Origin of the sequence: Streptomyces sp. NPDC046862 (genome assembly GCF_040704615.1) — a bacterium.
In the GTDB taxonomy this organism is placed as follows: Bacteria; Actinomycetota; Actinomycetes; order Streptomycetales; family Streptomycetaceae; genus Streptomyces.
Genome location: NZ_JBEYXP010000095.1, coordinates 1 through 26,954, shown reverse-complemented (window position 1 = coordinate 26,954; position 26,954 = coordinate 1). Strand labels below are relative to the sequence as shown.

Sequence of the window (26,954 nt, the reverse complement as noted above, 5' to 3'; positions counted from 1 at the left end):
GGGGGGGGGGTGGGGTGGGGCTGGTCGCGCAGTTCCCCGCGCCCCTGAAAGCCGTGCAGTTCCCAGCGCCGCTGAAAACCGTGTCGAAGGGGCAGCGCCCCCGGGGGTGGGACGGGTAGGGGCGGCGGGGGCGAGGCAACGGGCCCCCACTGCACGCACGGCGGTCGGCCGACTGGCGAGAATCCGTTGACCCATGGCAATCCCGCCGCTTCCACGCGCCCTCGCACCCCCGTACCGTCACCCCGTGACCAAGCTGCTCCTCTCCCTCCACGTCATCGCGGCCATCGTCGCCATCGGCCCCGTCACCGTCGCGGCCAGCATGTTCCCGCCGAGTGCGCGGCAGGCGCTGGCCGAGGCCGGCAGTGAACGGGCCCTGTCGTCCGTGCGGCTGCTGCACCGGATCTGCAGGGTGTACGCGGGCCTCGGTATCGCCGTGCCCGTGTTCGGGCTGGCCACGGCGGGGGCCATGGGCGTGATGGGTGACCCCTGGCTGATCGTGTCGATCGCGCTGACGGTGGCGGCGGCGATCGTGCTGGTCGTGCTGGTGCTGCCCCGGCAGGAGGAGATCCTCGAGGGGCTGACAAAGACCCCTGCCCCTGCCCCGGCCCCGGCCCCGGCCCCTGCCCCTGCCCCTGCCCCTGCCCCTGCCCCTGCCGACACCACCTCCGCCGCGGCCCCCGTCACCGCCCTCAACCCCAGGACCACGGTTCAGCTCGCCATGTTCACCGGGATCTTCAACCTGCTCTGGGCCGTGGTCACCGTTCTCATGATCGTGCGGCCGGGCTCCACCACGGGAGCCTGACCGCACGTACCCGACCCAGGAGCAGGGGACCCGCTCACGACGAGCCCTGCGCCCCGGTCACCCAGCCCTCCTCCACCGTCTCCGACCGGAACCCCCGGGCCACGGAGGCCGCGACCAGGACGCCCGCGGCGATCACGAGCGTGAAGAAGGCCCAGGTCAGCGGCCAGACTCCCGCGTCCGGGGGCTCCGGGTGGCTGCGGAAGGAGACGTACATCAGCGTGGCCGGCGGTACCGCGACCACGAGCAGCGGCCAGGCCAGGGCGTCCCGGTGGCCGAAGTAGGCGGCCAGCGCGACCAGGGCGACGCCGAGGACGGCGAGGGCCGGCCCGGCCGCCGGAGTGGTCTCGCTGAGGGAGCCCGGGAACTCGACGCGGTTGCGCAGGTCCCACGGAAGACAGAGCAGATACACGGCCACGGCCAGAGTGGCGCCGAGCAGGCGGGTCAGCCAGCGTTCCGGCCAGGGGCGCGTGCGCAGGGGGCCAAACAGCTTCTCGGTCATGCGTACGAGGGTTTCGCGCGCGAGGGCGGCCCGACAGAGTACTCGTACTCAGAGACACGTACTCAGATGTACTCAGGCGGAGGTCCGGGCGCCGGCGGACGCCTCCGTCGCCGACAGCGGGCGGGCGATGTCCTCCAGCGAGCGCCGTTCCGCGCGTACGGCCAGAGCCGCCGCCACCAGGCCGGCCGCGCACATCAGGGCCGCGCCGATCTGGAACGCGAGGACCGTGTCGCCTACGACACCGGACTCGGTGAGGTCGGCGAAGACCAGCGGTCCGGTGATGCCGCCCGCCGCCGTGCCGATGGCGTAGAAGAAGGCGATGGCCATCGCGCGGGTCTCCATGGGGAAGACCTCCGAGACGGTCAGGTACGCGCTGGATGCCCCGGCCGAGGCGAAGAACAGCACCACGCACCAGCAGACCGTCAGCGTCGTCGCGCTCAGCGAGCCCCGGTCGAAGAGCCAGGCCGTGCCGAAGAGCAGGACGCCCGACAGCAGGTACGTCGACGAGATCATCACCCGGCGGCCGACGGTGTCGAAGAGCCGGCCGAGCAGCAGCGGGCCGAGGAAGTTGCCGGCCGCGATGAACGCGAAGTAGTAGCCGGTGTCGGAGGTGGAGACGTCGTAGAACGTGGTCAGGATCGCGCCGAAGCCGAACGTGATCGCGTTGTAGAGGAAGGCCTGGCCGATGAAGAGGGAGAAGCCGAGGGCGGCGCGCTTGCGGTAGGTGGACAGGACGGTGCGGGCGATGGTGCCGAAGCCGATGCTCGTGCGCTGGCGGATGGTGATCTCCTGGGTCGCCGGGGGCAGCGGGCGCCCCGTGTCCGCGGCGACCTTGGCCTCCACCTCCGCCACGAGCCGTTCCGCCTCCTCCTCCCGGCCGTGGATGAGCAGCCAGCGGGGGCTCTCCGGGACGTTGCGCCGGACGAGCAGGATCACCAGGCCCAGGACGACACCGAGGGCGAAGGTGAGGCGCCAGCCGGTGTTCGCCGGGAAGAGGCCCTCATTGAGCGCGAGGATCGACAGGAGCGAGCCCCCGATCGCGCCCAGCCAGAAGCTGCCGTTGATGACGATGTCGACGCGGCCGCGGTAGTGGGAGGGGATGAGTTCGTCGATCGCGGAGTTGATGGCCGCGTACTCGCCGCCGATGCCGAAGCCCGTCAGGAAGCGGAACACGAAGAACCACCAGGCCTCGAACGAGACGGCCGTCAGGGCGGTGGCGGCGAGGTAGACCGCGAGCGTGACCATGAAGAGTTTCTTGCGGCCGAACAGGTCCGTCATGCGCCCGAAGAACAGCGCTCCCGCGCAGGCCCCCGCCACGTACAGCGCTGCCGCGATGCCCGTGACCTGCGCCGACGAGATGGCGAGTCCGCTGCCCTCCTCCGAGAGCCGGCCGGCGATGTTGCCGACGACCGTGACCTCCAGCCCGTCCAGGATCCAGACGGTGCCCAGTCCGATCACGATCGTCCAGTGCCAGCGTGACCAGGGAAGACGGTCGAGACGGGCGGGCAGGTCGGTGGTCACGGTACGGCCGGTCTCGGACTGCGCGGACTGCACGGGCTGCGCGGGCTGCGCGGATGTCATGGGCCCCCTCCTCGTCGAGCGAACCCGAGCCGGGTCCCCCGAGTCGGTGGGTTCACTCCCTGGAGGCAGGGCGTTACACCCCGGGGGTCGCCCGGGGCAGCCCCAGGAGTACGCCCGGGACCATGCCAGGAGTACGCCCGGGAGTTACGCCCCAGGACCATGCCAGGAGTACGCCCGGGAGTTACGCCCCGGGAGGAAGCCCCTACGCCCCGAACATCCGTGCCACCGTGTAGATCAGCAGGCCGGCCAGGGAGCCGACCACCGTGCCGTTGATGCGGATGAACTGCAGGTCACGACCGATGTGCGCCTCGATCTTCTTCGTCGTGTGCCCGGCGTCCCAGCTCGCGACCGTGTCCGTGATGAGCGAGGTGATCTCGCGCCGGTAGGTGGTGACGACGTAGACGGCGGCATCCTCGACCCAGCCGTCGACCTTGCCCTGGATCTTCGTCTCGGTGGCCATACGGGCGCCGAGCGACAACAGCGAGGCCCGCACGCGCAGCCGCAGCTCGCTGCGCTCGTCCTCGGCGGCGGAGACGATCATGGATCGTACGGCGGTCCAGGCGGACGCGATGACGTCCTGGACCTCGCCCCTGCCCAGCACCTCACCCTTGAGCCGCTCGACGCGGGCGCGGGTGTCCGTGTCGGACTGGAGGTCGGAGGCGAAGTCGGTGAGGAAGCGGTCGAGGGCACCGCGGGCCGGGTGCGCGGGCGAGTCGCGCATCTCGGTGACGAAGCGGAGCAGCTCCTTGTAGACGCGCTCGCCGACCTTCTTGTCGACGAAACGGGGGGTCCAGCCGGGGGCGCCGCCCTGTACGGCGTCCATGACCTGCTCGTCGTGGAGTATCAGCCAGGTCTGGGCGCGGGCGACGATCAGGTCGACCGCGCGTTTGTGACCGCCGTCGGCGACGATCTTCTCCAGCATCTTGCCGAGTCCGGGCCCGATCTCCTGGGCGTCGGCGCGGCGGGTGACGGCCTCACCGACCACCGCCTGGACGTCCGAGTCGCGCAGCACGGTCAGGGCGCCGCGCAGCGCGGTGGCGAGCTCGGCGGTGACGCGGTCCGCGTTGTCCGGTACGGCCAGCCAGGCGCCGAGGCGGCTGCCGATGCCCACGGCGCGCAGACGCTGCCGTACGACGTCCTGCGAGAGGAAGTTCTCCCCCACGAACTCGCCCAGGGAGAGCCCGAGCTGGTCCTTCTTGTTGGGGATGATCGCGGTGTGCGGGATCGGCAGGCCCATGGGGTGCCGGAAGAGGGCGGTGACGGCGAACCAGTCCGCCAGCGCGCCGACCATTCCGGCCTCGGCGGCCGCGGCCACGTAGCCCGCCCAGGGGCCGGCCCCCGCGTTCGAGGCCCACTCGGCGAGCACGTACACGAGCGCCACGAAGAGGAGCAGCCCGGTCGCCGTGATCTTCATCTGCCGCACGCCCCGGCGCTTCTCCTCGTCGGCGGGGCTGAAGGTGGTCATCGTGCGGTAGGAGGGCGTGGCGGTGGGAGGCCTGCCGCCAAGGGGGGCCGCGCCGCGCTCGGAGCGTCCGCTCGCCGAAGCCCCGTCCTCCGCGGGTATCCCCTCCGGGGGAGCCGCGGTGGACACAGCGCCTTGGGACAAAGTGTCCTTGGACACAGTGCTCTCGGCCGATGGGTTCTCGGGCAGGGGCCCTCCGGGCAGGGAAGGCCTGCCCTTGTCGTGCGGCATGTTCGGATTCGTCCCGTTCATTCACTCCACCCGGTCATGTCCCCCATACCCCATTGTCCCTTCCCGGCCGCTCAGCGACGGTGTGACGCTTGTGTGACCTTTTTCTGAACGACTCCTGGAACGGAACAGGAGTTCCCGGCGTCTGTCCGGTCGGGGGAATCGACGGGGGTCCTGGCGAGTCTCCCCTGCCCCATGACGCATCATGGAGTGATCACATCGGAGCCTCGGGCTCCCTTCGCCCGAGGAGAAACGCACCGCATGACCAAGCGTCACGGTTATGCCTTGCTCGCCGCCATCTGCGCACTGGTCGTGGCCGTATCGGCCGCCATATACGTGGGCGTCGGTTTCGACGACAGCCACGAGACGAAGACGTTCGCAAGCGGCCGCAGCACCCCGCACAACCCGGCGGCTCCCGCCTCCACCGGCACCTGGGTCGGCGCATGGTCCGCCGCCCCGGTGGGCGGCGAGCCCGGCACGGAGACGAACGGCCTCGCGGGCCGCTCCGTCCGCAACGTCGTGCACACCAGCACCGGCGGTACGAGCGCCCGCATCACGCTGTCCAACCTCTACGGCCAGCAGCCGCTCAGCGTCACACACGCCTCCCTCGCGGTGGCCTCCGCCGCGAACAACCCGGCCGCGACAGCCGACAGCATGCGCCGTCTCACCTTCGGCGGCAACCCCTCGATCGTCATCCAGCCGGGCCAGCAGGCCCTCAGTGATGTCGTACGCGTCACGGTGCCGCCGAACACCGACGTGCTCGTGACCACCTACTCCCCCACCCCGTCCGGCCCGGTCACCTACCACCCGCAGGCCCGCCAGATCTCGTACACGGCCGAGGGCGACCACACCGAGGACGTCACCGGGGAGCCGTACACCACACAGACCATGTACTGGCGCTACGTCACCGCGCTGGACGTGCTCAGCAACGAGTCGGACGGCACGGTCGTCGTGGTCGGCGACTCGCTCACCGACGGCGTGACCTCGACCGTGAACGCCAACCGCCGCTGGCCCGACGTCCTCTCCCAGCGACTGCGCGACGCCGCCGGCTCCGACGACGTACCGCGCTACAGCGTGGTCAACCAGGGCATCAGCGGCAACCAGATCCTCGCCGCCGGCCTCGGCCGCCCCGCCGAGAACCCGAGCGGCCTGTCCCGCTTCCAGCGCGACGTGCTCGGCCGCACGGGCGTCAAGGCCGTCGTCATCGACCTCGGCGTCAACGACATCCTGCGCAACCCGGGCCGCGTGAACCCGGAGACGATCCTCGCCGGGCAGCGCAAACTGGTCGCCCAGGCCCACGCCCTCGGACTGCGCGTCGTCGGCGCCACCCTCATGCCCTTCCAGGGCCACCGCGGCTACCGCGACGACCGCGAGGCCGTACGGGAGGCCGTGAACGCCCAGATCCGCGCGGGCCGCGTGTACGACGCGTACGTCGACTTCGACCAGGCGCTCCGCGACCCGTACAACCCGCGCCGGCTGCGGTCCGACTACGACTCGGGCGACCACCTCCACCCCAGCGACAAGGGGTACGCGCGGATGGCGGAGGTCTTCGACCTGAAGAGCCTGAAGGGCGCGGCGCCGGCCGAGCTCTGAGGAAACGTTCTTCGGGACGTTCTTCGGGACGTTCTTCGGGACGTTCTTCGGGACGTTTTCGGGGCGTTCTTCGAGAGGCGTACCGCCTTCCCGGCCCCGCGGACTTCCTGGTCAGCGGGTCCGGGTCGGTGGTCCGGGTCGGTGGTCCGGGTCAGTAGTCCCCGCGCCGGCGCCTCTCCCGGCCCTGTCGGCGGGCCTCCCGCTCCTCGCGGCGGATCTCGCGTTCCTCCCGGCGGGCCTCGCGGTGCTCGTCCAGGGCGTCGCGGACCTGCTCCAACGCCTCACGGTGGACGTCGTGCAGATCGCGCAGATCGCGCGGATCATGCCGATCGTGCAGGGCGTCATGGCGCGAGGCGTGCAGTTCCCTGCGGGCCTCCCGGCGCTCCAGCTTCTCCTGGCGGCGGGCCTCCTTCAGGCGCTGCCGCTCGGCCCTGGGCAGCTTGCGCTCGATGCCGACACCGCCCCAGAAGGCGAACCCGGTGACGATCACGCGGGGCGCGCCGGGGTCGCCCTGGACACCCTCCTCGCTGTGGTCGAAGCCGCCCATGATCCCGAGGCCGCGAACCACGACCTCGACGCCGGGCGGCACGATGATCTCCATGCCGCCCATGATCGCCACACAGTTGATCGTGACCTCGCGGTCGGCGAAGTCCGCGTCACGCAGGTCGATGCTGCCGCCGCCCCAGAACGCGAAGCAGTTGAACTGCCTGGGCACGGTCCAGCGGCCCTTGCGCTCGAAGCCCGACATGACCGCCACACCCCAGGTGGACGAGCCCTCCCCGCCGACGATCCGCCCGGCCCAGCTCCCCTGCTGCGCGGGCTCCTTGACCATCGACACGGGCGGCGGCGCCACGGCGCCCGCCCCCGGCAGATCACGGGTGATCGGCGCCAGCTCGCCGTACGTACGGGCCTTGTACGTGGCCTCCAGGCGCTCCTCGAACTCCTCCATGTCGAGACGGCCCTCAGCCATGGCGTCCCGCAGCCGCTCGGCGACTTGTTCTCGGTCGGCGTCGGAGGCGCGGAGGCTGTCCGAGGAGGGAGGGCTGTCGGGGGAGGGGAGATTGTCGGAGGAGGGAGGACTGTCGGAGGAAGGGACTTCGGGACCGGGGGGCACGGGCGCCCGCGGCGTCAGCCGCTGATCGTCACTTCCCCCGGAAGACGCAGCGTCGGTCATGAAGGCCAGCCTACGAGCAACCCGCCCGCCGGGCTACGAAACCGCCCCCACAGCTCGGCCACAGCCCCTGCTCCCCTATGCCCTGCCTGCCCGCGGCCTACCCGCGGCCTACCCGCGCACCGGCTACGACACCGTCTCCTCCGCCTCGCCCGCCCGCCGGGCGACCGCCTGCTCCGCGTACATCGTCGCGATCACGGCCTCGATGTCCGGCTCCCGCACGGACAGGTCCACCAGCGGATACTCCGCCGCGATCCGCGCCACCAGCGGGGCCGCCGACTCGGACGCGGGAAAGGCCAGCCACTGCCGCGGGCCCTCCACCTTCACCACCCGCGCGGGCGCCGCCTCGATCGGGGGCAGCTCCCGCTCCAGATCGACCACGAGGGTCCGCTCACTGTCGCCCACCTCGTGCAGCCCGGCGATCGGGCCGTCGTACATGAGCCGGCCGTGGTCGATGACCATCACGCGCCGGCAGACCTGCTCGATGTCCTGGAGGTCGTGCGTGGTGAGCAGCACGGTCGTACCGCGCTCGGCGTTCAGGTCCCGCAGGAACTCCCGCACCTTGGCCTTGCTGATCACGTCGAGCCCGATGGTCGGCTCGTCGAGGTAGAGCACCTCCGGGTCGTGCAGCAGCGCGGCCGCGATGTCGCCGCGCATCCGCTGACCGAGGGAGAGCTGGCGCACGGGGACGTCCAACAGGTCGCCCAGTTCGAGGAGTTCGACACAGCGGTCGAGGTTCGCGCGGTAACGGGCGTCCGGGATGCGGTACATGCGGTGGATCAGCCGGTAGGAGTCGATCAGCGGGAGGTCCCACCACAGCGTGGTGCGCTGCCCGAAGACGACACCGATGCGGTGCGCGAGGCGGCTGCGTTGACGGGAGGGGTCGATGCCGGCGACCCGCAGCCGGCCGCCGCTCGGGGTGAGGATGCCGGTGAGCATCTTGATGGTGGTGGACTTCCCGGCGCCGTTCGGCCCGATGTAGCCGACCATCTCACCGCGCGCCACCGTGAAGGAGATCGAGTCGACCGCCCTCACCTCACGCCGCTCACTGCGCAGGAAGCCGGTCTTCCTGCGGACGTCGAAGACCTTCTCGACCCGGTCGAGTTCGATGAAGTGACGGTCCGCGCCGTCACCGTCGCCCTCGCCCTCGCCCTCGCCCTCGCCCTCGCCCTCGCCACCGTTCATGGCGCCCACGTCGTTCGTGGTTTCCATGCCGCCCCTACCGCCCAAGCCGTCCAAGCCGTCCGTACCGTCCATGTCCACGTGTGCCCGGCTCCCCTAACTCCCCGTACTCCGATACGAACGCAGTCCCGCGCGCCAGGCGAGCCCCGCCAGCGCACAGCAGCCCGCCCCCACCAGCGGCGGCGTGAACGCCACCCAGGTCGGCAGGTCGAGCGGATAGGGCAGCCCCAGCACGTACAGCGCGGGCACCCAGTTGACGAAGGCGAGCGGCAGGATGAAGGTCACGCCGCGCACCAGCTCCTTGGCGAAGACGGTCGGCGGGTACTGCAGGAAGGTGGCGCCGCCGTACGTGAACGAGTTCTGCACCTCGGCCGCGTCCTGCGCGACGAACTGGAAGGCGCCGCCCGCCACGAACACCGCCCCGAAGATCAGCCCTCCACTGAGCAGCATCATCGGGACCATCAGCACCTTCAGCGGGGTCCAGGCGATGTCGAGCACGGCGACGGCGTACCCGAGGACGAGCACCCCCTGCGTGATCCGGCCCAGGCGGCGCAGGGCGAACTTGTCCGCGGCGACCTGGGCGAGCACCGGCGCGGGGCGCACGAGCAGGGTGTCCAGCGTGCCGTCGCGGACGCGGGTTCCGAGCCGGTCCATGGAGCCGATCATCAGGTCGGCGAGCCCGAAGGCGACACCGACCACCCCGTAGAGGAAGGCGATCTGGGGCATGGTGTAGCCGCCGAGCTCGTCGACCTGCGAGAACATCAGCAGGATCGCGATGAAGTCGAAGGACGTCGCCGCGAAGTTACCGAAGGTGGTCATGGCGAAGGAGGCGCGGTAGGCCATCGTGGAGCGGATCCACATGGCGGCGATCATCAGATAGGCGCGCAACCCTTCGCGCAGTCGGCTGTACGGCCCATACGGCCCATACGCTCCCGGTTCAGCCACCCTGGACCACCACCCTCCGTGTCGCCGCCGACTGGATCAGGCGCCCGGCCGCGAGCAGGACGACCGCCCAGGCGGCCTGGAAGGCGAACGTGCCCAGCGGGTCCGCCTCCCCCATCAGGACGTCCGCCGGCGCCTGGAGCAGCGCCGACCAGGGCAGGACGCGGGCGACATCGCCGAGCGCGCCCGGGAAGACGTTCAGCGGCAGCAGCATCCCGGAGAAGAACATCCCGCTGAGCCACGTGAGTTGCATCGCACCCGCGCCGTCCATCAACCAGAACGTGCACAACGCGACGACGTACCGGATCGCAAAGCTGACAACCGTCCCGAGAGCGATCGCGACGAAGGCGGCGACCCACGTCAACAGGTCCGCGGGCAGGGCGAGATCGAAGAAGAGCGCGCCACAGGCCATGGGGACGACGCCGCGTCCCAGCAGTTGGAAGAGGGCGCGGCCCGTGTCGGCGGCGAGCCACCACCCCTGGAGGTCGACGGGCCGGTACAGGTCGATCGCGATGTCACCCGTGCGGATACGTTCGATCAGCTCCGCCTCGAAGCCGTTGCTGCCCAGAACCATCACCGCGAACATCGCCTGGCCGAACCAGACGTAGGTGAGCGCCTGGGCCTCGTCGTAGCCACCGAGATGGGGCTTCTCGGCCCAGAGGGCGATGTAGGTGTATGCGAGGATGAAGCCGAAGACGGTGTTGGTGAACACCCCCGCCGCGGTGGCCGCCCGATACGTCGCGTACCGCCTGAAGCCACCGGCGGCGACAGCGGCGTACAACCGCCCTGTCCCCACGAGGAACCTCCATCCGCTGTGAAGAGTTGTGCCGAGAGCACCACGAGGCCGGTCGGGTCCGGTCGAGGCCGGTCGAGTCCGGTTCGGGCACAAGCGCAGAAGCCTAGTGCGCGGGTGGAGAGGCGTGCCACGTGTTTTCCCGGGGCGGCGTGTGCCGCGCGCCGGGAACGGAACAGGTGGTGCAACAGTCTTCAGGTGGGGGCGTTGAAGGCGTACGAGGGCGTACGGGAACGTACGACGCGAAACAGGAGCATGGCAGCACCATGAGCGACGAGCCGCAGCCGAAGCAGGACCGCCAGGGCTGGGCCCCCAGAGAGCCGGAACCGGGCCCCGCCCGGCGCCGGTCCCCCCAGGGGGACCCCGCCACGCCTTCGAACAGCGCCTCCGGCAAGGGACCGGGGCCTTCCGGGGCGGACGACCCCGCCACGGCTCCAGACGACTCCGGGGCACCCTCGGGCGAACCCGGCGAACCCGGCGAACCCGGCGAGGGCGCGAAGGGCGCGGAGGACGCGAAGAAGGCCACCGGGTCCGGTGGGGCCGGTGCGGCCGGTGCGGCCGGTGCGGCCTCCGACGGCCCCGGTGAGAGCTCGGACACTTCGGGCGGCGCGCCGCGCGGTACCGACAAGGCTTCGGGCACCCCTGGCGGCACGTCGAGGGCGACCGCCGGCGGCCCCGGCAAGGGCTCGGAGAAGGCCGGCTCCCCGGCCGCCTCCGAGGGTCCCGGCACCGCCTCGGGCAACGCACCAGGGAACGACGCGGGCAAGGGCCGCCGTCCCACACCTGCCGTCTCCGACTCGACGCCGGGCGACGCACCCGGCGCAGCAGGCGCGCCCGGCGCACCCCTGGACGACAGCACCCGCCAACTCCGCGCCGTCACCCCCGACAACGGCCCCGACAACGGCCCTGCCAACGACCCTGCCAAATCCACCGGCCAGACCCTCGGCGCCAACCCCCGCAAGGCCACCGGACAGAGGCCCGACAGCACCGCCCGCAAGACCTCCGGACCGACGGGCGGCGGTGCCGCGGCGATCTCCGGAGCGGGCTCCGCCGGTGGGCCCGGCAAGGCCCCCGGCCCGACGTCGGGCGACGCACCCCTGGACGACAGCACCCGCCAACTCCGCGCCGTCACCCCCGACAACGGACCGGACAACGAACCGAAAAACGGACCGGACAACCGACCGGACAACCGACCGAACAACGGACCAGGCAAAACCACCGGCAGCGGCCCTCGCCCGAAGACGCCGGGCCCGGCCCTGGGTGCCGGTGCGGGCATGCCCGTCGGATCGGCGGCGGGCGGAGCACCCGGCAAGGGCCCCGGCCCCACGCCGGGCAACGCACCCGACGCCCCCGGCACCCCCGACATCCCCGGCGCCCCAGCGGACGACGCCACCCGTCAACTCCGCGCGGTGCCCCCGGACGACGGCCCCCGCACGGCCGTCATCCCCACCTCGGCCGCAGGCCCTGCCGAGGGTGCCGCCACCCCCGCCGCCGCAGCCGCCGCCGGGGCGCCCGAGGCGTCCGGGAAGAAGGCCACGCGGGTCAAGCGCAAACGCACCGGGTTGCGGCGACTCGTTCCCACCTGGCGCATGGTGCTCGGGACCTTCCTGTTCGGGACCCTGCTGCTGATCGGCCTGTTCGTACTGGGCTACAACCTGGTCCAGATCCCGCCGGCGAACGCGGCCGCGATCAAGCAGAGCAACGTCTTCCTGTACGCCGACGGCAGCCAGCTCGCCCGCGACGGCGAGGTCAACCGCGAGAACGTGTCACTCGCGCAGATCTCCAAGCCGGCCCAGCACGCCGTACTGGCCGCCGAGGACCGCGACTTCTACACCGAGTCGGCCGTCGACCCCAAGGCCATGGTCCGCGCCGCCTGGAACACGGCGACCGGCAAGGGCAAGCAGTCCGGCTCGACCATCACCCAGCAGTACGTGAAGAACTACTACCTGGCGCAGGAACAGACCGCCACCCGCAAGATCAAGGAGTTCTTCATCTCGATCAAGCTGGACCGGGAGGAGAGCAAGGACCACATCCTGGAGGGCTACCTCAACACCAGCTTCTTCGGCCGCAACGCCTACGGCATCCAGGCCGCCGCCCAGGCGTACTACGGCGTCGACGCCGACGAGCTCACGGCCGGACAGGGGGCGTACCTGGCGTCCCTGCTGAACGCCCCCAGCGAGTACGACGTCATCGCGCACCCCGAGAACAAGAACGCCGCAGTCGCCCGCTGGAAGTACGTCCTCGACGGCATGGTCAAGGAGGGCTGGCTGTCGGAGTCCGCGCGGGCGAAGACCGAGTTCCCCACCCCGAAGCAGACCGTCGTCTCGGCGGGCATGTCCGGCCAGCGCGGCTACCTCGTCGAGGCGGTCAAGCAGTACCTCTACGACAACAAGGTCATCAACGAGGACACGCTGCGCGCCGGCGGCTACCGCATCACGACCACCATCCAGAAGACCAAGCAGGACGCCTTCGTCAAGGCGGTCGACGACCAGGTCATGGACCAGCTCGACAAGAAGAACCGCAAGGTCGACAAGTACGTCCGCGTCGGCGGCGCTTCCATCGACCCGAAGACGGGCAAGGTGCTCGCCATGTACGGCGGCATCGACTTCACCAAGCAGTACTACAACAACGCCACTCGCCGTGACTACCAGGTCGGCTCGACGTTCAAGCCGTTCGTGTTCACCTCCGCCGTCCAGAACGACTCGGCCACCCAGAGCGGCACCCCGATCACCCCGAACACGATCTACGACGGCACCAACAAGCGCCCCGTCCAGGGCTGGAGCGGCGGCGCGTACGCCCCCGAGAACGAGGACCAGGTCTCCTACGGCGACATCACCGTCCGCCAGGCCACCGACAAGTCCGTGAACTCGGTGTACGCGCAGATGGCCGTCGACGTCGGCCCCCAGCGGGTCGAGCAGACCGCCATCGACCTCGGCCTCCCGGAGTCCACCCCGGACATGGCGCCGTACCCGTCCATCGCCCTCGGCACGGCCACCGCCAGCGTGCTGGACATGACGGAGGCGTACGCGACGCTCGCCAACCACGGCAAGCACGGCACGTACACCCTGGTCGCCAAGATCACCAAGGACGGCGAGGAGATCGGCCTGCCCAAGCAGAACGTCGAGCAGGTCGTCACCCGTGAGGCGGCCGACACGACCACGAAGGTCCTGCAGTCCGTCGTGGACAGCGGCACGGCCACGGAGGCCCAGGCGGCGGGCCGCCCGGCGGCCGGCAAGACCGGTACCGCCGAGGAGGACCAGGCGGCCTGGTTCGCCGGCTACACCCCCGACCTCGCCACCGTGGTCTCCGTCATGGGCCAGGACCCCGTCAGCGGCGCGCACAAGTCGCTGTACGGCGCCATGGGCCTGGAGCGCATCAACGGCGGTGGCGCACCCGCGCAGATCTGGGCCCAGTTCACCAAGGACGCCCTCAAGGGAACTCCGGTGAACGAATTCGACCTGGAGCTCCAGGAGGGCGCCGACGTGGTCGTGGTCCCGCCCAGCACCCCCGCCGGCGAGCCGAGCACCCCCGGCGAGGAGGACGACGGCGGCGCCACCGGCGACGAGGACACCCAGGGCCAGACGTCCGGCCAGGACAACGGCGGCTCCACCGGCACCCCGGGCACGGACGCAGGCGCCACCGGCGGTGAGCCCACGGACGGGGGCAGCACCGGCACCCCGCCCACGGCCGGCACGGACAACGGCGGCACCGGCGACGGCGGCACGGGCGACGGAGGAGCCACGACAGGCACCGACAACGGCGGCACCGGCGACGGTGGCGCGGGCGACGGAGGAGGAGGGGGAGGGGGCGCGAGTCCCGACCTGAGCTTCTAGCGCCCGTCCGGGCGGACGGGACACGGGAAGGGGCTGGTGACCGTGGTCACCAGCCCCTTCCGCACATCTGGAGTACAGCCGGAACAGCCGGAACAGCCGGAACAGCCGGAACAGGTGGAACAGGTGGGCGGCTGGAACAGGTGGGCGGCTGGAACAGCTACAGGTACAACCCCGTCGAGTCCTCGGAACCCTCGAACCGGTCGGCCGCCACGGCGTGCAGATCCCGCTCACGCATCAGCACGTACGCGACACCCCGGACCTCGACCTCGGCACGGTCCTCCGGGTCGAACAGCACACGGTCGCCGGGCTCCACAGTCCGTACGTTCTGTCCGACCGCGACGACCTCGGCCCAGGCCAGGCGCTTGCCGACAGCAGCCGTCGCCGGAATCAGGATGCCCCCGCCGGAGCGCCGCTCGCCCTCGGCGGTGTCCTGCCGCACGAGCACACGGTCGTGCAGCATCCGGATGGGCAACTTGTCGTGCTGGGTCTTCTCGCTCACACCCCGAACCTACCTGCCTTCGCGCGCGTCGTACGCAGGAGGGCCGACCCCGGGCCCCGCCGGCCACGCCACACGTCCGGAATCAGCCCTTGCGGCGCCGCGTGCCGAGGGCGAGCAGCCCGACGACTCCGACCACGACGAGGGCGACCGGCACGATGCGTTCGAGCCGGGGTGCGCCGTCCTCGCCCACCAGCTGACCCTTGACGTCGGTGACCACGCGGTTCACACCGACGTAGGCCCGCCCGAGCGTGTGGTCGATGTTCGAGACGACCTTGGCCTTGGCGTCGCCGACGATCGTCTTCGGGTGCACCCGGACGCCGATCTCGTCGAGCGTGTCGGCCAGCGTCTCGCGGCGGCGTTTGATGTCCGCCTCGATCTGCGCCGGGGTCCTGCTGTCCGAGGTGTCCGCCACCGCGCTGCCTCCGTGTCGCCGCGTCCCCACCTGCGGGCTCCGCCCGCGGGCTCTTCACGGACAGTCTGTCAGCTCCATGGCGCGCCACAGTGTCAGGACCCCCTATTACGCTCGGATCCGACACCTGTCATCCGCTGACCACCATCCGCTATCCACTGTCCGCAGTGCGCACGAGGAGACCAGTCCGATGAGCGAGCGACTCCAGCCCGGGGACACCGCCCCCGCCTTCACCCTGCCGGACGCCGACGGCAAGGAGGTGTCGCTGGCCGACCACAAGGGCCGCAAGGTCATCGTCTACTTCTACCCGGCGGCCCTGACCCCCGGCTGCACGAAGCAGGCCTGCGACTTCACGGACAACCTGGAGCTCCTCGCCGGCGCCGGCTACGAGGTCATCGGCATCTCCCCCGACAAGCCCGAGAAGCTCGCAAAGTTCCGCGAGAAGGAGTCCCTGAAGGTCACCTTGCTCGCGGACCCCGACAAGAAGGCCCTCGACGCCTACGGCGCCTTCGGCGAGAAGAAGAACTACGGCAAGACGTACATGGGCGTCATCCGCTCCACGATCGTCGTGGACGAGGAGGGCAAGGTGGAGCGGGCCCTCTACAACGTGCGGGCGACGGGTCACGTAGCGAAGATCATCAAGGACCTGGGCATCTGAGCCTCATAGTTCCAGCGCCCTCGGCCCGTACCGGCACGATCCGGTACGGGCCGTTTCGCATTCCGTGCGTGACCGTCCGATAAACGGTTCGTCACTCCGTACGAGGACGCGAACACGCGGCCGGACCGGAGGGGAATCGATGGGGGCGAGTGTCTACACCAAGGAGCGGCTCGAGGAGGCTGCTCGGGGGGCGCGGACGTTGTCGGAGGCGTTGGAGAGGTTGGGGGTGGATCCGAAGAGCTGGAAGCGACGCTACGTCTTCGAGCGGATGAGGAACCTGGGAGTGGATGTCTCGCACTTCGAGCGCGAGGGTGCCAAATGGACGAAGGAAATCCTCGAGCCCGTGGTCGCTCAGTCGACGAGCGTGAACGAGGTCCTCCGGCGGCTCGGGATCGACCCGGTGGGCGGGCACCACACCCACATCTCCCGACGCATCAAGACCTACGGCATCGACACGTCGCATTTCACGCCGATGGTCCGCACGGAGCGCCAGCGGTACAACCAGCGCCGACGGACTGCCGAAGAGATTCTCGTCGAGGACACGTCGGCACACGCTGCGCGTGTCCCGAGCAGTCGCCTCAAGCGAGCGATGCGTGAACTGGGCGTGGAGGAGCGCTGCGCCCTGTGCGGAGTCGAAGCGGTCTGACTGGGGGAACCGCTGACGCTTGAGGTCGACCACATCGACGGCAACTGGCGGAACAATCGATTCGAGAACCTACGGTTGCTATGCCCCAACTGCCATTCCACGACGGACAGTTATCGAGGCCGCAGCAAGGGGCGCACCATGGGGCGAGCCTCATGACCAGCGGTGTGCGGTACACCCGAGAACGACTGGCCGAAGCCGCCGCGCAGTGTTCCGACATTGATGAGGTCATCGCCTTCTTCGGGACCCGGCCGTATGGCTATCTCCGCGGATACCTCAAAAAGCGGTTCAGCCGCTTCGGCATCGACATCTCGCACTTCCGCCCCTGCGGCAGGCGCCCCAGGCCCTCGCAGGCCGAGCTGCGGGCTGCCGTCGCAGAGTCGGTCTCCATCGCAGAGGTGCTGCGCCGTCTCGGCCGCCCCGACAACGGCGGCCAGCGCGCGATGTTGCGTGAATGGATCGCTGTGGAGCACCTCTCGACCGCCCACTTTCTGGGCCAGGCTCATCGGCGTGGGAAGCCGAGCACCAACCCCGTCAAACGACCGGAATACATCCTCGTGCAGCACGAAGGAAAGCACCGGACGAGGACTCCGCAGCTTCGTAGAGCGCTCCGCGAGATCGGCGTACCCGAACGGTGCGCCAGATGCGCCACCGGTCCCGGATGGTGCGGTCAACCGATGACGCTGGAAGTCGATCACATCAACGGGGACTGGAGCGACGACCGGAGGGAGAACCTGCGGTTGCTGTGCCCAAACTGCCACGCGATCACCAGCACCTGGTGCAGAGGAGGCAGGAGGCGCCAGACGCCCACGAGGTAGAAGCCCTGGCTCGTCCCCAGCCGCCTGCCCGGTACGATGGCAGGCGGCTCGCGGCGGTGGCGCAACGGCGACGCAGCAGACTTAGGATCTGTGGCCCCTGATCGGGCTTGAGGGTTCGAATCCCTTCCGCCGCACACCTTTGATTCGAAGGGTCACCCAAGGAATACCGGGTGGCCCTTCGTCGCCTTCGCCCCCACAGCCGGCAGCGTCATCGGTCGCTTTCCCGCTCCGGGATCTCATAGGTCATGAACCAGTGGCTGTCGAAGTAGCGGGCCGTGGAATGAGGGTGCTGGGGGTCGGTGAGGAGGCGGTGCACGAACTCGGCGGTCGAGCCGTCGAAGCGGTCCCAGTGGGTGTAGGTCTCGCCTGTGACGAGGATGGGCCAACGGTCGGGGTCGGAGTCCTCGGTGAGCCAGTAGAACGACGTTCTCTGCTCGGTGCTCGCCCACTGCAGCAAGCCACCGGGCGCCGGATACAGGCGATACGGCTCCCACGGGCCGTCTCCGTCCGGTCCTGCGGACCGTGCCCAGAACTCGTTGAAGCCGACGATGTCGAGGCCGCCGGGCGGCGCGTCCGGGAGCAGGAGACTGAGCCAGCCGTCGAAGGCTCCGTAGCCGAATCGCTCGACCAGATGTTTGTAGTCACCGGGCAGCACCGTTCCGAGGCGCGTCTCGGCCGGCGTCCAGTCGATCACGTCGGCCCGTTCCCGGGGCCACCCTGTGACGGCGACGACTCGGTCCACCCAGGAAGCGTCCTCCGGTAGCCCCGATGGTCCCGGTAGTCCGTCGGACTCTTCCGTGGCCCGCTCGGCGACCAGGACGACCGTTCGCTCGTCGCCGTCGCCGTCGCCGTCGACGCGGACCGTCCCGCAGCCGATCCATCGGTCGGCGTACGTCCACGCGCGCATCCGGAGGAGCCGGCCTTCCAAAGGGGGCGAGGAGTGGCGCCCCGGTTCGTTCGGTGACCGTGGGATCGGCGTACCCGTCCGCGACCAGATTGCGCGGCCCTCCGTACCGGCCGCTGAGGACGTCGCCGAAGTCCAGCGGGTCGATGCCGTCGTCTGCCGTTGCCGTCAGGCACATGTGACCTGCCCCGTGACCGGCCTGGTCGCACATCAGGTCCCCCTGGTCCAGCGCCACCAGAGTGTGAATCGCCGCGAGCAACTCCTGTTCTGCCATGACCGGGAGTGAAGCACAGGCCAGTGACACCGCCCGGCCGGACGGATGGCGGATCGAGCACAGGACACTGGCCAAGGCACTGGCCGAGGCACTGGCCGAGGCACTGGCCGAGGCACTGGCCAAGGCACTGGCCAAGGCACTGGCCAAGGCACTGGCCAAGGCATGCACTGGTCCGGGCACCGGTCGCGAACCGTACATCTGTCGGCCCGGGGGGGGGCGGGTGCGTGCGGATACTTCCCCATGAGCAGATTCGCGGAGGTCATCGTGCTGGCACTGGACGCGCACGAGGTGATGGAGCCTCTGACCCGGGACGATGAAACGCGTACCTGGCGGGGCAGGTTCGTGCGGGTGGAGAGTCAGTGGGGCGGGTCCTTCGGCGCGGGATGGGCCGTGGAGTTCGAGCGCATGCGGTCGCGAACCGGGTTGCTGCGGCATCTGGAGTCGCTCGACTGGCCCCGTCCGGAGAGTGTGCAGGTGCTGATCCATGACCAGGACGACGACTGCTTCGGTCTGTGGATGATCCATGACGGCAGGCTGGTGGAGGTCGCTCTCCCCCGTACGGAGCGGTTCCATGAGCCTGCTCCGCGGGACGACGAGTTCCCGCCGGACCCGGGGTACCTGCTGCGGACGGACCAGGGACGTCCTCTGCCCGAGCAGACACCCGGCGAGCTCCGGGACCCACGGCCGGCCTGGTAGCGGCGTGGTGGCATGGCTCGCCCCGGATGCTTGCGCCGTCCTCTAGGCCGGCAGGCCTAGGGACTGGTGGCGGTAGTCCCGGGGCGCGGTGTCGTATGCGGCGCGGAACATGCGGGTGAAGGCGGCGTGCTCCTTGAAGCCCCAGCGGGCCGCGATCTGGTGGACCGGGGTGTCCCGTAGCCGCGGATCGGTCAGGTCACGGCGTGCGCGCTCCAGACGCTGGTGGCGGATCAGTGTCCCGACCGTGGTGTCGCGGGTCTGGAACAGGCGGTGCAGGTAGCTGACGGAGATGTGGTGGGCGTCGGCGATGGTCTGCGGGGACAGGTTCGGGTCGTGGAGGTTGGCCTGGACGAACGCCTCGATGCGCGGGAGCAGGGTGCGCTGACGGGACTCGTCCGGTGTCCTGGGGTCGGTTTCGAGGTGGTGGGCGAGGGTCGCGGTCAGGAGGTCCAGGGCCACCGTGCTCAGCCGGGCGACGTCGGCGGGGCGGTAGGAGGCGGAGCCGGACGTCACGCCGCTGAGGAACTGGGTGAGCAGGGCCCCCATGCCTTCCTGCCCGGACATGCGTGTCGCGACCAGCCGGTCCGTCTGCCGGTCGGTCAACTGGAGTATTGCGCGGGGCACTTGAGCCCGGATCAGAGTGACCGGTCCGGGGCCGGTGATCCGTACGCCGAGCGGTCGCGAGCTGTGGCACAGGGCGAAGTCCTGCCCGGTCAGCGTGGTCTCCCGGCCGCCCTGGATCACTCCGAGCTCCCCGCCCCGGGCGAACAGCACCGCGCACAGTTCCGGGTCGGCCTGTCGGATCAGCCGGGGGGTGCGGTGCAGTTCGGAGGGCGAGCAGCGCATCTCCGCGACGTCCATGGTCCCGAGGTCCACTGCTCGTACCGTGGCGCCGAAGCCCTCCGGGTCGGGGCTCGTCGCGCGCATGGGGTGGCAGCTGTTGACATGGAAGTCGTTGAAGCGGTCCAGTCGCTCCGCCGGCGGCAGGGCGTCGCTCTGGAACACCGTCTGGATCATCCGTCCCCCGTGGGCTCCTCCTCCGCAACTGACCAGTAATCATAGGCGGGGGCTCCCAACGGCACGTTGGCGCCGGGGGTTCGGCGGGGCGGTGTGGAGTCGGCAGGGAACGGAACCTCGGTGGAAACGGGGCTCAGCCGTGCCAGACGGCGCGGATCCGTTCGGCGTGCTCGGCCGCCTGCCGGAGTCCCGCCCGGGCCGCTCCGGGGATGCGGGACGCGTCCAGGGGGTTGCGGCCGAAGGCGCGGCGGGCCGCCCGGTCCGGAACCAGCAGGGCGGCCCTGGCTCCGCCCGCGACCAGGGAGGCCACCTGGTCGGAGGTGCTCGGGGCGGCTCCCGGGCCCTTGGGGATCGGGGCCAGCACGACGACGCGTCGGCAGTCGTGCACCAGGTCGGCGTTGGCCGTGGAACGCACTCCTCCGTCCATCCAGCGTCCCGTGCCGATGGTGATCGGCGGGAACAGCGGCGGCAGGGCGCAGGTGGCCGACATGGCCCGTACCAGGTCGACTCCGCTGTCGGCGCTGAAGCCGGTCGGCTCGCCGGTGAGGGCGTCCACCGCGAACAGCCGTACGGGCCTCTCGGGCCACTCCTGAACCGGTAGTTGGGGGCCGATGGCGTCGAAGACGTCGGACTCCGACACGTCGCGCACGGACTGCGCGAGTCTGCCCAGTCGCTTGACCATGGTCTGCGGATCGCGCGAACCGAGCGCGGCCCACAGGTACTTGACGGTCATGGCGAGGGTGAAGTCCACGTCCAGCATGGCCCGCGTCCGGCTGACCTGCTCCCCGTACAGGTCAGCCGGCGCTGCCCCGCTCGCCAGTTCCACCGCCAGCAGCGCCCCGGCCGACGTGCCGGCGAACACGTCGGCGCCGCCGAGGTCCACTCCCTCGTCGGCCAGCCCGGCCAGCATCCCGACCTGCCACGCGTACGCGGTCAGCCCGCCTCCGCCCAACACCAGTGCCGTGTCCGCCACGCCGCCCCAGCCTCTCACTAGCGGGGACCTGTCCCCGTTTCCGGTCACCCGACGCTAGCACGTGCACCACTTAAACGGGGAGTGGTCCACGTTTCCGTGAGACGCGAAAGCCCGCAGCGAAGGCAGACAGACAGGCAGACGGACAGACGGACAGACGGACAGACACACGGAAGGGCCGGCCCGGGAGGGGTTTCCTCCCGGGCCGGCCCTTCATCGTGTTCGACGGGGCGCGCTGTCGGTCAGCCGAGCAGTTCCCGCACCACCGGCACCAGCGCCCGGAACGCCTTCCCCCGGTGGCTGATCGCGTTCTTCTCCTCGGGCGTCAGCTCGGCGCACGTCCGGCTCTCCCCCTCCGGCTGGAGGACGGGGTCGTAGCCGAAGCCGTTCGTACCGACCGGGGCGTGGCGCAGAGTGCCCTTCAGCTGTCCCTCGACCACTCGCTCGGTGCCGTCGGGCAGGGCGAGGGCCGCCGCGCACGCGAAGTGGGCGCCGCGGTGTTCGTCGGCGATGTCGCCGAGCTGGGCCAGCAGCAGTTCGAGGTTGGCGCGGTCGTCGCCGTGCCGGCCGGCCCAGCGGGCCGAGAAGATGCCGGGGGCGCCGTTCAGGACGTCCACACACAGACCGGAGTCGTCGGCGACCGCGGGAAGGCCCGTGGCCTGCGCCAGGGCGTGCGCCTTGAGCAGCGCGTTCTCGGCGAAGGTGACGCCGGTCTCCTTGACGTCGGGCACCTCGGGGTAGGCGTCCGCACCGACGAGCTCATGCCCGAGCCCGGCCTCGGCGAGGATCGCCCTCAACTCGGTGATCTTTCCTGCGTTACGAGTGGCGAGGATCAGGCGCGTCATGGCCACACAGTACCGAGAAGCGCTGAGGGCGCCCCTGAAAGGGGCGCGGGGAACTGCGCGACCAGCCACGAACAAACCCGCGCCCAACGACCAACAGGCACCCGGCAGACGAGAAGTTCCCGCCCACCCAGCAGAGCGTTACGGCGTGCAGACCTTCGTCAACTCCCCCGCCGCGTCCGTGATCGGCGAGATGTCCGGCGTCTCGTCCCCGTTCTTCACGGAGTCACGAACGTTCGTGACGGCCTTCTGGAGGTCGTCGACGGCCTTGTTCACGTCGGCGTTGTCCGTCTTGTCGCCGATCTTGTCGAGGTTCTTGTCGATGGAGCTGAGCGACTCGTCGATCTGGGTCGGGTCGTTGGACGCGTTCTCGACCGCCTGCTGGAGGTCGGTGACGCTGTCGGCGATGGCGTCGGCGGTCTGGACGCAGTCCAGGGCCTTGTTGACGGCGTCGCACCCCGTCGTAAGACCGGTCGTCAGCGCGACCGCCACTATGGCGGCGGCGATGGTCGTACGACGTCGGCGGCGGCTCGCGGCCATGGAACTGTCCTCCTGGCTTTCGGGCCTGACGGCCCCCCGTGCGGTGCGGTTCGGATCGATTCGCATCGGTTCGGATATCGGCCGGGCGTACGGCGGTGTCCCGTACGCCCGTACCGGTAGGGACGCCAGAGAGGTGCGCCGTGGTTGCTCACGACGCGGGCCTTTCTTGGTACGCCCTTTACCGTTCCAGGACCGTATCAAGCGTCTTCCGCTGCAGTGCCGCCAGATCCGCGCAACCGGACACCGCCAGGTCGAGCAGCGCGTTGAGCTCGTCGCGGGCGAACGGTTCGGCCTCCGCGGTGCCCTGGACCTCGACGAAGCGGCCGTCGCCGGTGCAGACGACGTTCATGTCGGTCTCCGCCTTCACGTCCTCCTCGTAGCAGAGGTCGAGGAGGGGGACGCCGCCGACGATGCCCACGGAGACCGCGGAGACCGTGCCCGTGAGCGGCTGGCGGCCGGCCTTGATCAGCTTCTTGCGCTGCGCCCACGCCACCGCGTCGGCCAGCGCCACGTAGGCGCCCGTGATGGCCGCCGTGCGCGTGCCGCCGTCGGCCTGGAGCACGTCGCAGTCGAGGACGATGGTGTTCTCGCCGAGCGCCTTGTAGTCGATGACCGCGCGGAGCGAGCGGCCGATGAGGCGGGAGATCTCGTGGGTACGGCCGCCGATCTTGCCCCTGACGGACTCGCGGTCGCCGCGGGTGTTGGTGGAGCGGGGCAGCATCGAGTACTCCGCGGTGACCCAGCCCTCACCGCTGCCCTTGCGCCAGCGCGGGACGCCTTCCGTGACGGAGGCGGTGCAGAAGACCCTCGTGTCACCGAAGGAGACGAGGACGGAGCCTTCGGCGTGCTTGCTCCAGCCGCGTTCGATGGTGACCGGGCGGAGCTGTTCGGGCGTACGGCCGTCGATTCGAGACATGGCGACGAGCCTAGCCGCATATGGAAGGGGCCCCTCCCACGACGGAAGGAACCCCTCGGACCACCCCCGTCGTTCGGCCCGCCCGCCCCCTGGAGCCGGCCACGACCGTGGCCATGACGGTGCCCGCGGCCGTGGGCGTGACTGCGGCCGCGGCTATGTCCGAGGCCGCGCCCGCCACTGTGACCGCGCTACGTCCGCGACCGCGCCCGCCACTGTCGCCGCGCCCGTGACCGCGCTATGTCCGTGGCCGCGCCCACCACCGCGGCCGCGCCATGCCCGTGGCCGCGCCCACCACCACGGCTGCGCCTTTCACGGCAGCCGTAGCCGTGGCTGTGACCCCGGCCGTGGGCCCGGACCCGGACCCGGGTTCACAAAGCCCGGGCCTCGGGCTCACATCATGTCTTCGATCTCCGCCGCGATCGGATCCGCGTCCGTGCCGATGACGACCTGGATCGCCGTGCCCATCTTGACCACGCCGTGCGCGCCCGCGGCCTTCAGTGCGGCTTCGTCGACCAGGCCGGCGTCCGCGACCTCGGTCCGCAGCCGGGTGATGCACCCCTCGACCTCTTCGATGTTGTCGATGCCGCCGAGCCCGGCAACGATCTTCTCAGCCTTGGTCGCCATGTCCTTCTCCCTGATCCGAGCCGCTTCGTCGCAGCGCAACCCTTCGCCAACTGGTCTACACCACGGAACCGTGGCCCGCCAAGCCGTCCCGGTCACCTGCGGGAACGCCGAAAGGTGTTCCGCCCCGAGGAGCCGGGCAGGCGACAGGAGGGCCAGGAGGGCGGGGCCGAGGAGGGGCCGAAGGCGTGGGCGGGAGCGGCGAGTTGGACTCCTCGACCGCCAACCCACCCCCCTGGACGGCCGATTCGCGGCGATTCGGACGACTTTCCGACCGCCGAAAACGACCACAGAGCGCAACGCGTCCATCACAGGACTTACGGGTTCCTTATCCCGCCCTCGCCGTGCTACAACAGGTCTACACCAATCAGTGGTGTAGACCACACGGTTGCTGCCCTCCCCGTTTGCTTTCTGTTCAACCGTCCCGTCCCCGGCAGCACCGGTATGCACATGGAGGAACTATGAGCACCGCCAGCGCCACGGCGGCCCCCGCCAAGAAGTGGGGTTCCGGTCTGTTCCAGGGCCTGCAGAAGGTCGGCCGCAGCCTTCAGCTCCCGATCGCCGTGCTGCCGGCGGCGGGCATCCTGCTGCGCCTCGGCCAGCCGGACGTGTTCGGCGCGGACGGCCTCGGCTGGAACCGGGTCGCCTCGGTCTTCGCCACCGCCGGCGACGCCGTCTTCGCCAACCTGCCGCTGCTGTTCTGCGTCGGCATCGCCATCGGCTTCGCCAAGAAGTCCGACGGCTCCACCGCCCTCGCGGCGCTGGTCGGCTTCCTGGTCTACAAGAACGTGCTGACCGCGTTCCCCATCACGGAGGCCAAGGTCACCAAGGGTGCTGACGTCGCCGCGACCTACAACGACCCCAAGGTCCTCGGCGGTATCGTCATGGGCCTGATAGCCGCCGTCACCTGGCAGCGCTTCCACCGCACGAAGCTCCCCGACTGGCTCGGCTTCTTCAACGGCCGCCGTCTCGTCCCGATCCTGATGGCCTTCATCGGCACCGCCGTCGGCGTCTTCTTCGGCATGGTCTGGGAGCCGATCGGTGACGTCATCACCAACTTCGGCGAGTGGATGACCGGTCTCGGCGCGTTCGGCGCGGCCATCTTCGGCGCCATCAACCGCGCGCTGCTCCCCGTGGGCATGCACCAGTTCGTCAACACCGTGGCGTGGCAGGAGATCGGTTCCTTCAAGGACGCCTCGGGTGCGGTGTGGCACGGCGACCTGCCGCGCTTCTTCCACGGCGACCCGACCGCGGGCCAGTTCATGACCGGCTTCTTCCCGATCATGATGTTCGCCCTTCCCGCCGCCGCCCTCGCCATCACGCACACCGCCCGCCCCGAGCGCCGCAAGGCCGTCGGCGGTCTGATGGTCTCCCTGGCCCTGACCTCGTTCGTCACCGGCATCACTGAGCCGATCGAGTTCTCGTTCATGTTCATCGCGCCGGTCCTGTACGTGATCCACGCGCTGCTGACCGCCGTCTCCATGGCCGTCACCTGGTCCCTGGGCGTGCACCACGGCTTCAGCTTCTCGGCCGGCGCCATCGACTACTTCCTCAACTGGGGCCTGGCCACCAAGCCCTGGATGATCATCCCGATCGGCCTGGTCTTCGCCGCGATCTACTACTCGACCTTCCGCTTCGCGATCATCCGCTTCAACCTCCCCACCCCGGGCCGCGAGCCCGAGGAGGAGGTCGAGGACCTCACCAAGGCGTGACAGGTCTTCCGTACCGCGGTGCGGACCGCGTAGTACACGGCCCGCAGTACGGACCGCGGTACGGAATGAAGAGAGGCCCCCGGGACCAGGACAGGTGGTTCCGGGGGCCTTCGGCGTCCAGCCTACGCGGTCGCGGTTCGCCGCGTGCTCAGACCGTCCAGACCGCTCAGACCGCTCAGACCGCTCAGATCTCGTACGACACCCTGGGTGCCGCCAGTTCCACCGGGCCCTCGTACACCGCGCGGGCGTCCGCGAGGTTGACCTGGGGGTCCGTCCACGGCGGGATGTGCGTGAGGACGAGGCGGCGGGCTCCGGCGCGGGCGGCCGTCTGGCCCGCCTCGCGGCCGTTGAGGTGGAGGTCCGGGATGTCCTCCTTGCCGTGGGTGAACGCGGCCTCGCACAGGAACAGGTCGGCGTCGCGGGCGAGTTCCTCCAGCGCGTCGCTGATGCCGGTGTCACCGGAGTACGTCAGCGTGCGGCCGCCGTGCTCGATGCGGATGCCGTACGCCTCCACGGGGTGGGCGACCCGCTCGGTGTGGACGGTGAAGGGGCCGATCTCGAACGTGCCCGGCTTGACCGTGTGGAAGTCGAAGACCTCGCTCATGGAGGAGGCGGACGGGGTGTCGGCGTACGCGGTGGTCAGGCGCTGCTCCGTGCCCTCCGGTCCGTAGACGGGGATGGGGTCGCAGCGGCCGCCCTCGTGCCGGTAGTAGCGCGCCACGAAGTACGCGCACATGTCGATGCAGTGGTCGGCGTGCAGGTGGCTGAGGAAGATCGCGTCGAGGTCGTAGAGACCGCAGTGGCGCTGCAGCTCGCCCAGGGCGCCGTTGCCCATGTCGAGGAGCAGCCGGAAGCCGTCGGCCTCGACGAGGTAGCTCGAGCAGGCCGATTCCGCGGACGGGAACGACCCTGAGCAGCCGACGACGGTGAGCTTCATAAGAGCTGGGACCTCCGCGCTGGCAGGTGGTGGGCGACGGGAACGGGGGGGGCGGAACGGGGGCGGAACGAGGGTCGTGCGGTGCGTCGAGCGTAAGGCGCAAAAGGTCCGGTCGCTCCTCCAGCCGGGGCTGTTGTGGGCGAACTCACCTGTGCTGTCACCGGTTCGGCTGGAAGTGGGGCGCGTGGGGATTGGGGTGGGGCGGGGTGGTGTGTGGTGGGGCGGGGGTGGGTGGGGGTGCGCCGGTATCGCCCGCGATGCCCCGGGGTGTCTCGCCCCCGCCGCCCCTACCCGTCCCATCCTGTCCCTGAGGGCTCCGCCCCAGGCCCCCGGGTGGGTGGATGCGGAGGTGGGTGGGCGCGGGGGTGGGTGGGCGCGGGGGTGGGTGGGTGCGGGGGTGGGTGGGTTGTGA

Annotated in this window: 25 protein-coding genes, 1 tRNA gene and 1 pseudogene; 10 read left to right on the top strand and 17 right to left on the bottom strand. The window is 70.3% G+C overall.

The window, feature by feature from the left end:
* The first annotated feature begins 244 nt into the window (after window positions 1–244).
* Window positions 245–802, top strand: coding sequence for a protease (locus AB0959_RS51180; protein WP_366833884.1), 558 nt, complete (start codon window positions 245–247; stop codon window positions 800–802).
* Window positions 803–836: 34 nt separating this feature from the next.
* On the opposite strand, the gene AB0959_RS51175 is transcribed toward AB0959_RS51180, so the two are convergent.
* The 3 genes from AB0959_RS51175 to AB0959_RS51165 all read right to left on the bottom strand — a co-directional run bounded on the left by AB0959_RS51175 (window position 837) and on the right by AB0959_RS51165 (window position 4,347).
* Window positions 837–1,301 (bottom strand): hypothetical protein, encoded by a 465-nt coding sequence (locus AB0959_RS51175; RefSeq protein WP_366833883.1) that lies wholly within the window; start codon window positions 1,299–1,301, stop codon window positions 837–839.
* Window positions 1,302–1,373: 72 nt separating this feature from the next.
* Window positions 1,374–2,882, bottom strand: a complete 1,509-nt coding sequence (locus AB0959_RS51170; protein ID WP_366833882.1) for an MFS transporter — start codon at window positions 2,880–2,882, stop codon at window positions 1,374–1,376.
* A gap of 202 nt (window positions 2,883–3,084) precedes the next feature.
* Complete coding sequence (locus tag AB0959_RS51165) at window positions 3,085–4,347, bottom strand: DUF445 domain-containing protein (protein WP_366833881.1); 1,263 nt, start codon at window positions 4,345–4,347, stop codon at window positions 3,085–3,087.
* Window positions 4,348–4,833: 486 nt separating this feature from the next.
* Here AB0959_RS51165 and AB0959_RS51160 point away from each other — a divergent pair, with 486 nt between their 5' ends.
* Window positions 4,834–6,165, top strand: a complete 1,332-nt coding sequence (locus AB0959_RS51160) for an SGNH/GDSL hydrolase family protein (protein WP_366833880.1) — start codon at window positions 4,834–4,836, stop codon at window positions 6,163–6,165.
* Between the two features lie 151 nt (window positions 6,166–6,316).
* Here AB0959_RS51160 and AB0959_RS51155 read toward each other — a convergent pair whose 3' ends face one another.
* The 4 genes from AB0959_RS51155 to AB0959_RS51140 form a co-directional block, all read right to left on the bottom strand.
* Window positions 6,317–7,339: a DUF1707 domain-containing protein gene (locus tag AB0959_RS51155; protein ID WP_366833879.1), complete on the bottom strand. Its 1,023-nt coding sequence runs from the start codon at window positions 7,337–7,339 to the stop codon at window positions 6,317–6,319.
* 123 nt (window positions 7,340–7,462) lie between these two features.
* A complete protein-coding gene (locus AB0959_RS51150; RefSeq protein ID WP_366833878.1) occupies window positions 7,463–8,548 on the bottom strand; it encodes an ATP-binding cassette domain-containing protein in 1,086 nt (361 codons plus the stop codon).
* A 66-nt stretch (window positions 8,549–8,614) separates the two neighbouring features.
* Window positions 8,615–9,463, bottom strand: coding sequence for an ABC transporter permease (locus AB0959_RS51145; RefSeq protein WP_366833877.1), 849 nt, complete (start codon window positions 9,461–9,463; stop codon window positions 8,615–8,617).
* Window positions 9,456–10,256, bottom strand: coding sequence for an ABC-2 family transporter protein (locus AB0959_RS51140; RefSeq protein ID WP_366833876.1), 801 nt, complete (start codon window positions 10,254–10,256; stop codon window positions 9,456–9,458). The genes AB0959_RS51145 and AB0959_RS51140 overlap by 8 nt, the downstream gene beginning before the upstream one ends.
* A 1,271-nt stretch (window positions 10,257–11,527) precedes the next feature.
* Between AB0959_RS51140 and AB0959_RS51135 the strand changes: the two genes are divergently transcribed.
* Entirely contained in the window at window positions 11,528–14,086 is a 2,559-nt protein-coding gene (locus AB0959_RS51135; protein ID WP_366833886.1) for a transglycosylase domain-containing protein, read from the top strand.
* A 157-nt stretch (window positions 14,087–14,243) separates the two neighbouring features.
* On the opposite strand, the gene AB0959_RS51130 is transcribed toward AB0959_RS51135, so the two are convergent.
* Entirely contained in the window at window positions 14,244–14,585 is a 342-nt protein-coding gene (locus AB0959_RS51130; RefSeq protein WP_366833875.1) for a co-chaperone GroES, read from the bottom strand.
* A gap of 82 nt (window positions 14,586–14,667) precedes the next feature.
* Window positions 14,668–14,997, bottom strand: a complete 330-nt coding sequence (locus AB0959_RS51125; RefSeq protein WP_366833874.1) for a DUF3618 domain-containing protein — start codon at window positions 14,995–14,997, stop codon at window positions 14,668–14,670.
* Window positions 14,998–15,184: 187 nt separating this feature from the next.
* Between AB0959_RS51125 and bcp the strand changes: the two genes are divergently transcribed.
* From bcp to AB0959_RS51105, 4 genes and pseudogenes are all read left to right on the top strand, one after another.
* Entirely contained in the window at window positions 15,185–15,652 is a 468-nt protein-coding gene (gene bcp, locus AB0959_RS51120; protein ID WP_366833873.1) for a thioredoxin-dependent thiol peroxidase, read from the top strand.
* A 139-nt stretch (window positions 15,653–15,791) separates the two neighbouring features.
* A pseudogene (locus tag AB0959_RS51115) lies at window positions 15,792–16,454 on the top strand (HNH endonuclease signature motif containing protein).
* Window positions 16,451–17,113, top strand: a complete 663-nt coding sequence (locus AB0959_RS51110) for an HNH endonuclease (RefSeq protein WP_366833872.1) — start codon at window positions 16,451–16,453, stop codon at window positions 17,111–17,113. The pseudogene AB0959_RS51115 and the gene AB0959_RS51110 overlap by 4 nt, the downstream one beginning before the upstream one ends.
* Before the next feature lie 50 nt (window positions 17,114–17,163).
* Window positions 17,164–17,247, top strand: a tRNA-Leu gene (locus AB0959_RS51105).
* Window positions 17,248–17,321: 74 nt separating this feature from the next.
* Here the strand turns inward: AB0959_RS51105 and AB0959_RS51100 are convergent.
* On the bottom strand, window positions 17,322–18,020 hold the full coding sequence (locus AB0959_RS51100; RefSeq protein WP_366833871.1) for a hypothetical protein: 699 nt from the start codon (window positions 18,018–18,020) through the stop codon (window positions 17,322–17,324).
* Between the two features lie 269 nt (window positions 18,021–18,289).
* Between AB0959_RS51100 and AB0959_RS51095 the strand changes: the two genes are divergently transcribed.
* Both AB0959_RS51095 and AB0959_RS51090 read left to right on the top strand, forming a co-directional pair.
* Complete coding sequence (locus AB0959_RS51095) at window positions 18,290–18,535, top strand: hypothetical protein (RefSeq protein ID WP_366833870.1); 246 nt, start codon at window positions 18,290–18,292, stop codon at window positions 18,533–18,535.
* The gene (locus tag AB0959_RS51090) at window positions 18,532–18,987 is read left to right on the top strand and encodes a hypothetical protein (RefSeq protein WP_366833869.1); all 456 of its coding nucleotides are present in this window, start codon (window positions 18,532–18,534) and stop codon (window positions 18,985–18,987) included. The genes AB0959_RS51095 and AB0959_RS51090 overlap by 4 nt, the downstream gene beginning before the upstream one ends.
* Window positions 18,988–19,029: 42 nt before the next feature.
* On the opposite strand, the gene AB0959_RS51085 is transcribed toward AB0959_RS51090, so the two are convergent.
* The 6 genes from AB0959_RS51085 to AB0959_RS51060 form a co-directional block, all read right to left on the bottom strand.
* On the bottom strand, window positions 19,030–20,004 hold the full coding sequence (locus AB0959_RS51085) for a helix-turn-helix domain-containing protein (protein ID WP_366833868.1): 975 nt from the start codon (window positions 20,002–20,004) through the stop codon (window positions 19,030–19,032).
* A gap of 133 nt (window positions 20,005–20,137) precedes the next feature.
* Window positions 20,138–20,977 carry a patatin-like phospholipase family protein gene (locus tag AB0959_RS51080; protein WP_366833867.1) on the bottom strand — a complete coding sequence of 280 codons (840 nt, stop codon included), beginning with the start codon at window positions 20,975–20,977 and terminating at the stop codon, window positions 20,138–20,140.
* 239 nt (window positions 20,978–21,216) lie between these two features.
* Window positions 21,217–21,819: an RdgB/HAM1 family non-canonical purine NTP pyrophosphatase gene (rdgB, locus tag AB0959_RS51075; RefSeq protein ID WP_366833866.1), complete on the bottom strand. Its 603-nt coding sequence runs from the start codon at window positions 21,817–21,819 to the stop codon at window positions 21,217–21,219.
* 138 nt (window positions 21,820–21,957) lie between these two features.
* Window positions 21,958–22,356, bottom strand: coding sequence for a hypothetical protein (locus tag AB0959_RS51070; RefSeq protein ID WP_366833865.1), 399 nt, complete (start codon window positions 22,354–22,356; stop codon window positions 21,958–21,960).
* A gap of 178 nt (window positions 22,357–22,534) precedes the next feature.
* The gene (gene rph / locus AB0959_RS51065; protein ID WP_366833864.1) at window positions 22,535–23,272 is read right to left on the bottom strand and encodes a ribonuclease PH; all 738 of its coding nucleotides are present in this window, start codon (window positions 23,270–23,272) and stop codon (window positions 22,535–22,537) included.
* Between the two features lie 390 nt (window positions 23,273–23,662).
* Window positions 23,663–24,202 carry a PTS glucose/sucrose transporter subunit IIB gene (locus AB0959_RS51060; RefSeq protein ID WP_366833885.1) on the bottom strand — a complete coding sequence of 180 codons (540 nt, stop codon included), beginning with the start codon at window positions 24,200–24,202 and terminating at the stop codon, window positions 23,663–23,665.
* 152 nt (window positions 24,203–24,354) lie between these two features.
* On the opposite strand from AB0959_RS51060, the gene AB0959_RS51055 reads away from it, so the two are divergent.
* A complete protein-coding gene (locus tag AB0959_RS51055; RefSeq protein WP_366833863.1) occupies window positions 24,355–25,605 on the top strand; it encodes a PTS transporter subunit EIIC in 1,251 nt (416 codons plus the stop codon).
* Between the two features lie 184 nt (window positions 25,606–25,789).
* On the opposite strand, the gene AB0959_RS51050 is transcribed toward AB0959_RS51055, so the two are convergent.
* On the bottom strand, window positions 25,790–26,542 hold the full coding sequence (locus AB0959_RS51050; protein ID WP_366833862.1) for an MBL fold metallo-hydrolase: 753 nt from the start codon (window positions 26,540–26,542) through the stop codon (window positions 25,790–25,792).
* Between the last annotated feature and the right edge of the window lie 412 nt (window positions 26,543–26,954).